The organism is Ramlibacter sp. (assembly GCF_035655895.1).
Lineage (GTDB): Bacteria > Pseudomonadota > Gammaproteobacteria > Burkholderiales > Burkholderiaceae_C > Ramlibacter.
On sequence record NZ_DASRTN010000006.1, the window covers coordinates 607,389 to 620,786 of the forward strand.

Consider the following 13,398-nt stretch of genomic DNA (forward strand, 5'->3'; position numbering starts at 1 on the left):
CCAATTCGATTGCGCCATGCCCACACGCCAGCTCGGTCCGTTTTCCGTCTTCCCCATCGGCCTGGGCTGCATGAACCTCAGCCATGCCTACGGCACGCCGCCACCGCCCGAGCAGGGCGAGCGCCTGCTGCTCGCGGCGCTGGACGCCGGCGTGACCCTGTTCGACACCGCCGCCCTCTATGGCTTCGGCGCCAACGAGACCCTGGTCGGCCGTGTGCTCAAGCCGCGGCGCGACGCCATCACGCTCTGCAGCAAGGGCGGCATGGCCGGGGTGGCCGGGGACGATGGCGTGCTGCGCCGGGTGATCGACGGCCGGCCCGAGACGATCCGCAGGAACTGCGAGGACAGCCTGCGCCGGTTGCAGACCGACGTGATCGACCTGTATTACCTGCATCGGTGGGACAAGAAGGTCCCGATCGAGGAGAGCGTCGGCGCCATGAGCCGGCTGGTGGAGCAGGGCAAGGTGCGCACGCTCGGGCTGTCGGAGGTGTCGGCGGCCACGGTGCGCAAGGCGCATGCCGTGCATCCGGTCACGGCGGTGCAGACCGAGTACTCGCTGTGGACCCGCAACCCGGAGATCGCGGTGCTCGATGCCTGCCGCGAGTTGGGCATCGCGTTCGTCGCCTTCAGCCCGGTCGCGCGGGGCTTCCTGTGCGACGCGCTGCACGACGTGTCGACGTTGGACGCCAAGGACATCCGCCGCTCCATGCCGCGCTTCGAGCCGGCGCACTACGCCCGCAACCTGGCCCTGCTGCCCGGCTACAAGGCGCTCGCCGCCGAGGCCGGCTGCACGCCGGCGCAACTGGCGCTGGCCTGGTTGCTGCACCGGCGCGAGGACATCCTGCCGATCCCCGGCACGACGTCCGTCGAGCACCTGCGCGAGGATCTCGCTGCGGCCGAGATCCGGCTGGCACCGGACCTGCTCGCGCGGCTGGACGCCCACATCAACCAGCAGACCGTCAGTGGCAACCGCTACTCGGCCCAGGCGCGCAGCGAAGTCGACACCGAGGAGTTCTGACCTCGCCGGCGCAGCGGCGCGGCACGGGTGGCGCCTCAGTCGGCCGCCGGCGTGCCGACGGCACGGCTGCGCTGGCCGTGCAGCACGGCCAGCCCGGCACCCACCAGCAGCGCGATGCCGCCCCAGGCGAGCAGGTTCGGCACGTCGCCCCAGACCGCGAAGCCGAGCACCAGCGCGAACAGCAGCCCGGTGTAGCGGAAGGGCGCGATCACGCTCATCTCGCCCGACCGCATGCTCACGGTCAGCAGGAAGTAGCCCCCGCTGAGGAAGATGCTGGCCAGGGCCAGCAGCGCGAGCTGGCCCGTGGTGACGGCGATCCAGTCGTGCCCGAGGCCCCAGAACCCGCTCAGCAGCGTGACGGCCAGCGCCGTGCTGAGCGTGATCAGCAGGGAAGGGACGCCCCGGTCGATCACCCGCGTGGTGAGGTCGCGGCCGGCATGCAGCAGCGTGCCGCCCAGGCAGAGCAGGGCGTAGGCGTTGAACGCCGCGCCGCTCGGCTGCACGACCAGCAGCACGCCGGCGAAGCCGACCGCGACCGCCAGCCACCGCCCGGGACCGACCCGCTCGTGGAACGCCATCACCGCGAACAGCGTGATGAACAGCGGCGTCGCCATGTTGATGGCGGTCGCGTTCGCCAGCGGAAGGTGGAACAGCGAGGTCAGGTAGGTCAGCGTGGCGAAGGCATCGAAGCCGGCCCGCAGCAGCACGCGCCGGTCGCGCAGCAGCGCCCACTGGCGCAGTTCGCCGGTGGCGGCGGCGATCGCGAGCAGCAGGGTGGTGGCGAAGACCCCGCGCAGGAAGATCAGCTCCGAGGCCGGCAGCGACTGGCTGACGTACTTGACCAGCGCATCGTTGGTCACGAAGCTGGCCATGCCGGCCGACAGGGCCAGCACGCCGCGGCGGTTGGCGGCGCGCAGTGCATCCGGAGCGGGCAGGGTCATCGGCGAGGTGGCAGGCTGGCCTGGGCGTTCATGTCGGCTGGATCGAAACTGTCGCGCGGGCCTGTCGCGGCTGCCGCAGGGCCGGTGCGTGCCCGGAGGGTCGCGGTGCCACGAAGCACGCCGGTGCGAGCAGAGGGCGAGGCTGCGCTCAGGCCAGGCGCCAGCTGTCGGCGCCGATCAGGCCCTGGGGCTGCCGCAGGCGGTCCTTCGCGGCGGCGTCGGACTGCAGCCAGGCGCGCCACCAGTCTGTGGTCAGCGCCGCGACGACGGCCTGGTGCGAGCCCTCGTCGCGGATGGCCGAGCGCGAACGGCGCGGCTGCCGCGCGCGCGGCGTGCCGCCCAGCGTCATGTGGTCGGCATGCTGCAGCACCAGCTGCGCGCGGGCCGGGCCGGGCAGGGCGTCGAACACCTGGCGCCGGCGCTCGGGCGAGGAACCGTTGCCCAGGACATCGCCGTCCTCGGTCCCGGTGATGCAGAGCATCGGGCGCTTGATGTCGACGAACGCCTCCTGCGGGTCGGTGCGCGGCAGGCTCGGCGACAAGGCGACGAAGGCGGCCAGCCGGGGTTCGACGATCGAGCCCAGGGTGGGCGAGCGCTCGCCCGCCATGCCCAGCGTGGTGTGCGCGCCGAACGAGTGGCCGGCCAGGCCGAACCGCGCGGCCCGCACGCGCGCCCAGTCGCCGTCCCGGGCAGCGTGCAGGCGCTCGACGGCGTCGAGCGCCTGGCGCACGTCCTTGAAGCGGTCGACCAGCTGGCGTGCGTTGGCCAGCAGGCGCGCATCGCGCACTTTCCGGATGGCCTCGAGGTTGCTGCCGGCATGCTCCAGGTGCAGGACGACGAAACCGGCGCGGGCCCAGGCCTCGCCCCACACGGCGCCGCCTTCCCGGCTGCCGCCCAGGCCGTGGGAGTACAGGACCACCGGGAGCGCGGCAGCGCCCGCCGGCGCGGCCGGCCAGCGCACCAGCACCCGCAGCTGCCGGCCGTCGCCGTCCGTCCAGGCCAGGTCCTGCGGCGCGGGCAGCGCCTGCGCCGCGGCGCGCGTGGCGAACGCCATGGCCGGGGTGGCGAGCAGGAGCGTGCGGCGGGTGAGCGTCATGGCAGTCCCCGGAACGGTCAGTGCTTGCCGTCGCCGACGGTCGACATCAGCCGGTCGGTGTAGGCGATCGCCATGGCCGACAGCAGGAAGGTGATGTGGATGGCCGTCTGGGCGATCAGCACCCGGTCGGTGTAGTTGTCCGCGTTGATGAAGGTCTTGAGCAGGTGGATCGAGCTGATGCCGATGATCGCCGTGGCGAGCTTGACCTTCAGCACGGAGGCGTTCACGTGGCTCAGCCATTCGGGCTGGTCGGGGTGGCCTTCCAGGTTCATGCGGCTGACGAAGGTCTCGTAGCCGCCGACGATCACCATGATCAGCAGGTTGGAGATCATCACCACGTCGATCAGCGCCAGCACCACCAGCATGATGACCGTCTCGTTCAGCGAGGTGAGCGGGACGCTGGTCTTGTAGCCGATGCTCGAGACCAGCTGCTGCAGCGCGGTCTGGCTACCGGCGGCGGCTTCCACCAGGTGCCACAGTTCGAGCAGGAAGTGCACCACGTACACGGCCTGCGCCACGATCAGGCCCAGGTACAGGGGCAACTGCAGCCAGCGGCTGGCGAAGATCATGCCGGGGAGCGGGCGCAGGGGGGAGACGGGACTCTGGTTCGGGTTCGGATCGTGCATCGTGGGCTGCGCAAAGGATGAGCTGGATTGTAGGTTTGCCGCGTGGCACGGGCCTGCGAACCGGAGTAACTTGTCGCTACGGCGGGGCCGCGCGGGCGGGCAGGCTGTCAGTCTCGCGCCAGTCAGTCGAATGTAAGTGCCTCCCTCGACATTACGCCGCGATCGCAACCGAAAAGCCGGAGACAACACCATGAGCGCCATCGAGTCCGTCCTGGTCGAGAACCGTGTGTTCCCCCCGCCCGAGGCCGCCGTGCGCGGCGCCCGCATCGCGGGGATGCCCGCCTACGAGGCGTTGTGCAAGGAGGCCGAGGCCGACTTCGAGGGTTTCTGGGCGCGGCTCGCGCGCGAGAACGTGCAGTGGACCAAGCCGTTCACCCGGACGCTGGACGAATCGAACGCGCCGTTCTACAAGTGGTTCCAGGACGGCGAGCTCAATGCCTCGGCCAACTGCCTCGACCGCCACATCGGCACGCCGGTGGAGAACAAGACCGCGATCGTCTTCGAGGCCGACGACGGCTCGGTGACGCGGGTGACCTACAAGGAGTTGCTCGCCCGGGTCGGGCAGTTCGCCAATGCGCTGAAGGCACAGGGCATCCGGCAGGGCGACCGCGTGATCGTCTACATGCCGATGACGATCGAGGGCGTGATCGCGATGCAGGCCTGCGCCCGCATCGGCGCCACCCACAGCGTCGTGTTCGGGGGCTTCTCGGCCAAGGCGCTGAACGAGCGCATCATCGATGCCGGCGCGGTGGCGGTGATCACGGCCAACTTCCAGATGCGCGGCGGCAAGGAGCTGCCGCTCAAGGCCATCGTGGACGAGGGGATCGCGATGGGCGGCTGCGACACGCTGCGCACCGTGCTGGTGTTCCAGCGCACGGCGACCGCCTGCAACATGGTGGCCGGCCGCGACCGCACGTTCGACGAGGTGCTCCAGGGACAGCCGTCCGAATGCGCGCCGGTGAGCGTCAATGCCGAGCATCCGCTGTTCATCCTGTACACCTCGGGCTCGACCGGCAAGCCCAAGGGCGTCCAGCACGCCACCGGCGGCTACCTGCTGTGGGCCAAGCTCACCATGGACTGGACCTTCGACCTGCGCCCGCAGGACGTCTTCTGGTGCACGGCCGACATCGGCTGGATCACCGGGCACACCTACGTGGCCTATGGCCCGCTCGCCGCTGGGGCGACGCAGGTGATCTTCGAAGGCATTCCCACGTATCCCGATGCCGGCCGCTTCTGGCAGATGATCGAGAAGCACCAGGTCACCGTGTTCTACACCGCCCCGACCGCGATCCGCTCCCTGATCAAGGCGGCGGAGACCGACGAGAAGGTGCACCCGAAGAACTGGAACCTGTCGACGCTGCGCATCCTGGGCAGCGTGGGCGAGCCGATCAACCCGGAAGCCTGGATGTGGTACCACCGGAACGTCGGCGGCGAGCGCTGCCCGATCGTCGACACCTTCTGGCAGACCGAGACGGGCGGGCACATGATCACGCCGCTGCCGGGTGCCACGCCACTGGTGCCGGGCTCGTGCACGCTGCCGCTGCCCGGCATCATGGCCGCCATCGTCGACGAGACCGGCAAGGACATCCCCAACGGCTCGGGCGGCATGCTGGTCGTCAAGCGGCCGTGGCCCTCGATGATCCGCACCATCTGGGGCGATCCCGAGCGCTTCAAGAAGAGCTACTTCCCCGAGGAGATGGGCGGCCGCCTGTACCTGGCCGGCGACGGTGCGGTGCGTTCGGCCGACCGGGGCTACTTCCGCATCACGGGCCGCATCGACGACGTGCTGAACGTCTCGGGCCACCGGCTGGGCACGATGGAGATCGAGTCCGCCCTGGTCTCCAAGACCGACCTGGTGGCCGAGGCCGCCGTGGTGGGCCGCCCGGACGACCTGACCGGCGAGGCGATCTGCGCGTTCGTGGTGCTCAAGCGGCCGCGCCCCACGGGCGAGGAAGCCAAGGCCATCGCCACCGAGCTGCGCAACTGGGTGGCCAAGGAAATCGGCCCGATCGCCAAGCCCAGGGACATCCGCTTCGGCGACAACCTGCCCAAGACCCGCAGCGGCAAGATCATGCGGCGGCTGCTGCGCAGCATCGCCAAGGGCGAAGCGATCACCCAGGACACCTCCACCCTGGAGAACCCGGCCATCCTCGAGCAGCTGGCCGAGCGACTGTGAGCGGCGCAGCGCGCCACGCCACGCCCCGGCGGCGGGCGTGGGCGCCGCCTGTGAGGGCGCACTTCCCTAGTCGCACTACTCGGATTTCTTAAGGAGGGCTGCGCTGGCGGTGGTCTGATCACGTAACTAAACGTGACAACCCTGCCCGCCCTCCTGCTTCGACGGCTGCGCCACTTGTCCTGGGCGGCCGTGCTGTCCTGCGCGTCCGTCGCCTGGGCCATCTCGTCCAACGAACCGATCCAGCCGGTTCCGCTGGCCCACGGGCAGGACCCGGCCCGCGTGGCGCTCGGGCGGCGGTTGTTCCAGGACACCCGCCTGTCCGGCAACGGGCTGACGTCCTGCGCCACCTGCCACAGCGGCCGGCACGCCGGCACGGACGGCCGGGAGCGTCCGGTCGCCACGCGCGGCTCGGGCTCGCCGTTCAACACGCCCACCGTGCTGAACGCCGCGCTCAACTTCCGCCAGTTCTGGGACGGGCGCGCCGGCTCGCTCGAGGCGCAGGTCGACGCAGTGCTGCAGAACCCGCACGAGATGGCCTCGCGCTGGGAGGACGTGGTGGCCAAGCTGGCCGCCGATGCCGGCTACCGGGCGGCCTTCTCGGCGACGTACCAGGACGGCGTGACGCGGGCCAACGTGGTGAACGCGCTGGCCAGCTACGAGCGCGCGCTCATCACCCCCGGCGGGCGCTTCGACCAGTACCTGCGGGGCAGGGCCGACGCGCTGACGCCGCAGGAGAAGGCAGGCTATGCGCGCTTCAAGCAGTACGGCTGCGTGTCCTGCCACCAGGGCGTGAACGTCGGCGGCAACATGTACCAGAAGTTCGGGGTGATGGGCGAGCCGCCGTCGGCCACGGACACGGGACGCGCGGGTCAAGGCCGTTCGGCCGTGACCGGCAATCCGGCGGATCGCCACGTCTTCAAGGTGCCCAGTCTGCGCAATGTCGCCCAGACCGGGCCCTACTTCCACGACGGTTCGGCACGCACGCTGGACGAAGCGGTCGACGCGATGTTCCGCTACCAGCTGGGGCGCACCGCGTCGGCGGCCGACAAGGCCGCGATCGTGAAGTTCCTGCACACGCTGTCGGCCCCGCCGCTGGAGCCCTTGCCGTGACCACGCGCCGCAGGGTCGGCGCCGCGATCCTGGCCACCCTGGGCCTGACCCTGTCGGCGGTGCTGGCCTTCCTGTATGCGCGCATGCCCAACGTGGATGCGGTGCGCTATGGCCAGGACATCGCCGTGCTGCGGCAGCTCAAGCAGGCCGACGCGCGCTGGGAGCTCGGGGTCCTGCGCGCGCGCCTGGGCCTGGACGGGCATTACGATGCCCTGAACGATCCGCTGGGCTCGGTCGACGGGCTGGCCGCGCAGCTCGATGGCGTGCTGCAGGCACACCCCGAGCTGCCGCAGCTGGCCCAGGCGCACGACGACTTCGACCTGGCCATGCAGGACAAGGCGCAGCACATCGAGCAGTTCAAGTCGCACAACTCCGTGCTGCGCAACTCGCTGACCTTCCTGCCCACCGCGGCGGCCGACGTGGCGGCGGCGGGGCCGCGCGGGGGGGCGGTGGCGGCGGTCCTGCGGGACGTCGACGACGTGCTGCGGGCGGTGCTGGTCTACAGCCATGGTCCGTCGGACGACGGGGTGGGGCCGATCCAGGCCACGCTCGACCGGCTCACGGGGGCCGCCCCGGGGCTGCCCAGGCCGGTCGGCGAACGGGTGGAGGTCTTCGTGCAGCACGTGCGCACCGTGGTGCGCGAGCAGGCGGTGGTCGATGTCCTGCTGCGGCAGATCGCGGGCAGCGGGACGGCGGCGCTGATCGACCGCATGGACGTCCTGCTGGCCGCCGACCGCAGCCGCGACGAGCAGACGGCACACCAGTACGGCGTCTGGCTGTTCGTGCTGGCGGCGCTGCTCGGCACGCTCCTGCTCTACGCGGGCGCCGGTTTGCTGCGCACGCATGCCTTGATCCGGCGCATGAACGGCGAGCTGCAACGGCACAACGCCAGCCTGGAGGAGGCGGTGGCCGGGCGCACGCGCGAGCTCGCGCAGGCCAAGGACGCGGCCGAGGCGGCCACCCGGCTCAAGTCGGAGTTCCTGGCCAACATGAGCCACGAGATCCGCACGCCGATGAACGCCATCCTCGGCCTGTCGCACCTGGTGCTCGGCACCGAGCTGCAGCCTGACCAGCGCGATTACCTGCGGAAGGTGCAGTCGGCCGGCCAGCACCTGCTGGCCATCATCAACGACGTGCTCGACCTGTCCAAGATCGAGGCGGGCAAGCTGGAGGTCGAACGGACGTCGTTCGACCTGCTGCAGGTGGTGGGCGACGCCGTGGAGCTGGTCACCCAGCGCTGCGCCGAGAAGGGCCTGGCGCTGCGCGTGTCGGTGGCGGCAGACGTGCCGACGCGGCTGGTGGGCGATCCGCTGCGCATCGGGCAAGTGCTGCTCAACTTCCTGAACAACGCGGCGAAGTTCACCGACCGCGGCGAGATCGTCGTGGCGGCGCACATCCGCGACCAAGCGCAGGGCGCCGTGCTGCTGGAGCTGTCCGTGCGCGACACCGGCATCGGGCTCACGCCGGAGCAGCTCGGGCGGCTTTTCCAGAGCTTCAGCCAGGCCGACAGCTCGACGACCCGGCGTTTCGGCGGCACCGGGCTGGGACTGGCGATCTGCAAGCGCCTTGCCGACCTGATGGGCGGCGACGTCAGCGTGGACAGCGTGAGCGGGCAGGGCAGCACCTTCCGGCTGCTGGTGCCGCTCACGGTGGATCACCGCCAGGCCGAGGCGCTGGGCTGCACGCCGGCGGCGGCCGTGGTGGACGGTCCGGCAAGGCTCGAGGGCCGGCGCGTGCTGCTGGTCGAGGACGACGAGGTGAACCAGCTGGTGGCGCAGGCCATGCTCGAGCAGTCCGGCGTGCTGGTGGACGTGGCCGGCGACGGCCAGGCGGCGCTGGCGCTGCTGCAGGCCGGCCGCCACGAACTGGTGCTGATGGACATGCAGATGCCCGTCATGGACGGGCTGCAGGCCACCCGCCTGCTGCGCACCCGGCCGGGCCTGCGCGACCTGCCGGTCGTGGCCCTGACGGCCAACGCGATGGAGCACGACCGCCAGCAGTGTCTGAAGGCCGGCATGGACGACTTCCTGGCCAAGCCGATCGACCCGGCGCAACTGCAGGCGATCCTGCTGCGCTGGATGCCTGGGCCCGGCCCGGACCGCTCGGCCGCGAGCGCGAGCGACGGGCGCCTGGCCTCGCGGCCTGCGTTGCGCGAGGCGGCCTGAGCAACGCAACACCGACCGGCGCCGCAATGACGAAGGCCCGCCGAAGCGGGCCTTCCCGGGGAAACGGGCCGCCGGTCGGCCCTTCTGACGTTTCAGCTCACTTGAGGCTCAGCACCCACGAGGCGAGCTTCTTGGCTTCGGCGTCGTTCACCTGCGTGTTGGCAGGCATGGGCACGGGGCCCCAGACCCCGGCGCCGCCCTTCTGGATCTTGACGGCGAGCTTGTCGACGGCGTCCTTCTGGCCCGCGTACTTGGCAGCGACGTCCTTGTAGGCGGGGCCGACCAGCTTCTTGTCGACGGCGTGGCAGGCCATGCAGTTCTTCGCGGTGGCCAGGGCCTGGTCGGCGAGGGCCGGGCCCGCCGCGACGACGGCAAAGGCCAGGGCGAACAGGGCACGTTTCATCGGGAATCCTCTGTGGTTGGGTTACGATCCTTGAACGTGATTGTAGTGAGGGGCGTTGACCGTGCTGTCACGCTCCGGTAAAGCCCCGGGAGGGGCGCAAGCGGAGAGACTGGATGCTGTTCCTCGGCCTTGGAATCGTGCTGCTGCTGTTGAAGTACCTGGAGATCGGCGCTGTCGCGGCCTGGGACTGGTGGGTCGTCCTGTCGCCGTTCGCGCTGGCCGTCGCCTGGTGGACCTGGGCCGACTGGTCGGGCTACACCAAGCGCAAGGCGATGGAGCGCGAGAACGCCCGCAAGCAGGCGCGCATCAACAAGAGCCGTGAAGCGCTCGGCCTGAAGACGCGGCGCCGCTGAGCCCGCCGCGCGTCTAGCCCAGCTGCACCTGCTTGCGCCGCAGGGGCGTCACCGCCGGGCCTTCCACCACGGTCCCGTCGGGCCGGAACCGGCTGCCGTGGCAAGGGCAGTCCCAGCTCGTCTCCACGCTGTTCCAGCGCACCTTGCAGCCCATGTGCGTGCACACCGGCGACACCGCGAACAGTTCACCGTCCGGCGCGCGGTAGGCCGCAAAGGTTTCCCCTTCCGCTTCCACGATCGCGCTGTCACCGGCCGCCAGGCTGGACAGGTGTTCGTGCTGGCTGCGCGTCAGGTAGTCCTGCACCAGCGTCTTGAGCGTGGTGACGTTCTCCTCGACCAGCGTCCTGGCGCCCTTGACCGGGGTGAACCGCCCGGGCGCGCAGCGCTCGGCGAACGGATCGGCCTGGCCGGCCAGCTGCGCGGCGATGCTGCGGGCCGCCAGCGTGCCCCAGGTCAGACCGTCGGTGGAGAAGCCGGTGGCGATGAAGCAGCCCGAATGGTCGCGCCCGATGTAGGGCAGGCCGTCGTGCGACCGGTAGTTCTGCGCGGACCACCGGTACAGCGGCTGGCCTGGCTGCAGGAACTTGCCGGCCAGCTGCTCCACGGCCATCAGGGCGGCCTTGGCGTTGTGGGTCCCGGTGGTCTGTTCCGGACCGGCCACGATCAGGTAGCGGCGCCCTTCATGGCCCAGCATGCGGATCGACAGGCCTTCCTCGCCCTGCCACCAGAAGATGCCGGGACCGGGGTCCTGCGCGCCGGCCTCGAAGGCGACCACGTACTCGCGATGCACCGGCATCTCGGCGTGCACCAGGTGCACGCCCTTGGGCGAATGCGTCGCCAGCACGATCTCGCCGGCCTTGACGCTGCCGGTCGCGGTCAGAGCGGTGCGGGTCTTCAGGTCCAGCTCGACCACGCGGGAGTGCTCGTGCAGCGATGCGCCGGCGCGGACGGCGCGTTGCGCGAGATCGCTCACGTAGGCCTGCGGCTGGAACTGCGCCTGGTCCTGCAGCACCAGCACCCGGCCGACCGGCGCCGGCAGCCCTGCTGGCACCGCATCGTCCATGCGCACCAGGCAGCCGGCCTCCAGCAGCGCCTGGCGCTCCTGCTCGATGCCATCCTGGTCGGCGGCATCGCGGGCCCAGAGGAACAGGTTGCAGCGGGTGAACGCCGCCTGCGGGTTGCGCCGCGACTGGACCTCGACGAAATCCATCGCCGCCTTGCGCTGGGTGACGACCTCGCGCGCGACGTCGGCGCCCCACTGCGACGCGATCTCCGAGAGGCCCTGGCTGGTGGTGACGTACAGGTTGCCCGTGGAGTGCCCGGTGGTGCCGCCGCCAATGTCGCCGGCCTCCAGCAGCACCACCTTGCGTCCCTGCTCGGCCAGCAGCAGCGCCGTCGTCACGCCGGTGATGCCGCCGCCAACCACCAGCACGTCGCACTGCAGGTCGTCCTGCAGCATGGCAAAGCCGGGGCCGGGCGCGGTGGCGCGCCAGACGGAAGTGGTGTCCATCATGGGTCTCCTGTCGGGAATGCCCCATGCTAGGCGGCGTGCGGACGGCCGCCGTGTAGGAAAACTGCCAGCCAGCGGGTCGCCGCGCCGGCAGGGCGAGCGACCCGAGGTCGAGCTGGACACGGTGGGCTGCCCGCCGCCGACGCCCATGCTGCTGCGTGGAGGTGCGCAGCGAGGGCCCCGGCGCACGGTGCGCGTCGTGGACCGCGCAGGGCGTGGGGGGGGCGCGGCAGGGGCGCGGCAGGCAGGACGGGGCGGGACGATCCGCCCCTGCCTGCGCTGCCCGGCTCAGAACAGGTCGAGGACCGCGCCCTTGCTGGCGCTGGAGGCGTTGAAGGCGAACTTGGCCTGCACGCCGCGCGTGTACCGCGGCGCCGGCGCCTGCCAGGCCGCCCGGCGCCTGGCCAGCTCGGCATCGGGCACGTTCAGCTGCAGCAGCAGCTGGTGCGCGTCGATGGTGATCGTGTCGCCCTCGTGCACGAGCGCGATGTTGCCGCCCGCCGCCGCTTCGGGTGCGACGTGGCCGACCACCATGCCCCAGGTGCCGCCGGAGAAGCGCCCGTCGGTGATGAGGCCCACGCTCTCGCCCAGGCCGGCGCCGATCAGCGCGCCGGTGGGCGCCAGCATCTCCGGCATGCCGGGGCCGCCCTTGGGGCCGAGGTAGCGCAGCACCATCACGTCGCCGGCCTGGATGCGGCCGTCCAGGATGGCCTGCAGCGCTGACTGCTCGTCATCGAACACGCGGGCGGGCCCGGTGATCACCGGGTTCTTCAGGCCGGTGATCTTGGCCACCGATCCCTCGGGCGAGAGATTGCCCTTCAGGATGGCCAGGTGGCCTTCCTTGTACATCGCCTTGTCGATGGTGCGGATCACGTCCTGGTCCGCGCGCGGCTGGTCGGGAACATCCTTGAGCGTCTCGGCGATGGTCTTGCCGGTGATGGTCATGCAGTCGCCGTGCAGCAGGCCGGCGTTCAGCAGCACCTTCATCACCTGCGGGATGCCGCCCGCCTCGTGCAGGTCGACCGCCAGGTACCTGCCCGAGGGCTTGAGGTCGCAGATCACGGGCGTGCGCTTGCGGATGCGCTCGAAGTCGTCGATCGTCCACTCGACGCCGGCGGCGTGGGCGATCGCCAGGAAGTGCAGCACGGCGTTGGTCGAGCCGCCGGTGGCCATGATCACCGCCACCGCGTTCTCCAGCGCCTTCTTGGTCACGATGTCGCGCGGCTTGAGGTCCTTGCGGATCGCCTCCATCAGCACCCGGGCCGATTCCTTGGCCGAGTTCTGCTTCTCGTCATGCGGGTTGGCCATGGTGGACGAGTAGGGAAGGGACATGCCGAGCGCCTCGAACGCCGAGCTCATGGTGTTGGCGGTGTACATGCCGCCGCACGAGCCGGTGCCCGGGATCGCGTGCTGCTCGATGTCCTTGAGCTCCTGGTCGCTGATCTTGCCGGCGGCGTTCTGGCCCACCGCCTCGAACACGCTGACGATGTTCAGGTCCTGGCCCTTCCACTTGCCCGGCAGGATGGTGCCGCCGTACACGTAGATGGCCGGCACGTTGGCGCGCAGCATGCCCATCATCCCGCCCGGCATGTTCTTGTCGCAGCCGCCGACCACCACGACGCCGTCCATCCACTGGCCCTGGACGCAGGTCTCGATGCAGTCGGCGATCACCTCGCGGCTGACCAGCGAGTACTTCATGCCCTCGGTCCCCATGGCCATGCCGTCCGAGATGGTGGGGGTGCCGAAGATCTGCGGATTGCCGCCGGCTTCCTCGATGCCGCGCACGGCGGCGTCGGCCAGCTTCTGCAGGCCGCTGTTGCAGGGCGTGATGGTGCTGTGGCCGTTGGCCACGCCCACCATGGGCTTGCCGAAGTCGGTCTCCTTGTAGCCCATGCCGTAGTACATCGAGCGGTTCGGAGCGCGCGACTTGCCCTGGGTGATGTTGTCGCTGCGCAGGTGCAGCCGGATCGGTTGTTCAGCCATGGGGGGTCTCGCAGGTT

11 protein-coding genes are annotated in these 13,398 nt (G+C 70.7%); 5 read left to right on the plus strand and 6 right to left on the minus strand.

Going from position 1 to position 13,398, the window contains the following annotated elements; genetic code table 11:
• Window positions 1-16 precede the first annotated feature (16 nt).
• A complete protein-coding gene (locus tag VFE82_RS06005; RefSeq protein ID WP_324999340.1) occupies window positions 17-1,018 on the plus strand; it encodes an aldo/keto reductase in 1,002 nt (333 codons plus the stop codon).
• Window positions 1,019-1,053: 35 nt separating this feature from the next.
• Here the strand turns inward: VFE82_RS06005 and VFE82_RS06010 are convergent, their stop codons facing one another.
• The 3 genes from VFE82_RS06010 to VFE82_RS06020 all read right to left on the minus strand — a co-directional run bounded on the left by VFE82_RS06010 (window position 1,054) and on the right by VFE82_RS06020 (window position 3,681).
• Window positions 1,054-1,959, minus strand: coding sequence for a DMT family transporter (locus VFE82_RS06010; protein ID WP_324999341.1), 906 nt, complete (start codon window positions 1,957-1,959; stop codon window positions 1,054-1,056).
• A gap of 148 nt (window positions 1,960-2,107) precedes the next feature.
• Window positions 2,108-3,055, minus strand: a complete 948-nt coding sequence (locus VFE82_RS06015; protein ID WP_324999342.1) for a hypothetical protein — start codon at window positions 3,053-3,055, stop codon at window positions 2,108-2,110.
• Window positions 3,056-3,072: 17 nt separating this feature from the next.
• Window positions 3,073-3,681 carry a YqhA family protein gene (locus VFE82_RS06020; protein ID WP_324999343.1) on the minus strand — a complete coding sequence of 203 codons (609 nt, stop codon included), beginning with the start codon at window positions 3,679-3,681 and terminating at the stop codon, window positions 3,073-3,075.
• A 190-nt stretch (window positions 3,682-3,871) separates the two neighbouring features.
• Between VFE82_RS06020 and acs the strand changes: the two genes are divergently transcribed.
• The 3 genes from acs to VFE82_RS06035 all read left to right on the plus strand — a co-directional run bounded on the left by acs (window position 3,872) and on the right by VFE82_RS06035 (window position 9,132).
• On the plus strand, window positions 3,872-5,857 hold the full coding sequence (gene acs / locus VFE82_RS06025) for an acetate--CoA ligase (RefSeq protein ID WP_324999344.1): 1,986 nt from the start codon (window positions 3,872-3,874) through the stop codon (window positions 5,855-5,857).
• A 132-nt stretch (window positions 5,858-5,989) separates the two neighbouring features.
• Window positions 5,990-6,967: a cytochrome-c peroxidase gene (locus VFE82_RS06030; RefSeq protein ID WP_324999345.1), complete on the plus strand. Its 978-nt coding sequence runs from the start codon at window positions 5,990-5,992 to the stop codon at window positions 6,965-6,967.
• A complete protein-coding gene (locus VFE82_RS06035; RefSeq protein WP_324999346.1) occupies window positions 6,964-9,132 on the plus strand; it encodes a hybrid sensor histidine kinase/response regulator in 2,169 nt (722 codons plus the stop codon). The genes VFE82_RS06030 and VFE82_RS06035 overlap by 4 nt, the downstream gene beginning before the upstream one ends.
• Window positions 9,133-9,229: 97 nt before the next feature.
• On the opposite strand, the gene VFE82_RS06040 is transcribed toward VFE82_RS06035, so the two are convergent.
• Window positions 9,230-9,535 (minus strand): c-type cytochrome, encoded by a 306-nt coding sequence (locus tag VFE82_RS06040; protein ID WP_324999347.1) that lies wholly within the window; start codon window positions 9,533-9,535, stop codon window positions 9,230-9,232.
• Window positions 9,536-9,648: 113 nt separating this feature from the next.
• Between VFE82_RS06040 and VFE82_RS06045 the strand changes: the two genes are divergently transcribed.
• Window positions 9,649-9,888 (plus strand): TIGR04438 family Trp-rich protein, encoded by a 240-nt coding sequence (locus tag VFE82_RS06045; protein ID WP_324999348.1) that lies wholly within the window; start codon window positions 9,649-9,651, stop codon window positions 9,886-9,888.
• 13 nt (window positions 9,889-9,901) lie between these two features.
• On the opposite strand, the gene VFE82_RS06050 is transcribed toward VFE82_RS06045, so the two are convergent.
• Window positions 9,902-11,398, minus strand: a complete 1,497-nt coding sequence (locus VFE82_RS06050) for an FAD-dependent oxidoreductase (protein WP_324999349.1) — start codon at window positions 11,396-11,398, stop codon at window positions 9,902-9,904.
• 288 nt (window positions 11,399-11,686) lie between these two features.
• Window positions 11,687-13,381 (minus strand): dihydroxy-acid dehydratase, encoded by a 1,695-nt coding sequence (gene ilvD / locus VFE82_RS06055; RefSeq protein ID WP_324999350.1) that lies wholly within the window; start codon window positions 13,379-13,381, stop codon window positions 11,687-11,689.
• Window positions 13,382-13,398 lie beyond the last annotated feature (17 nt).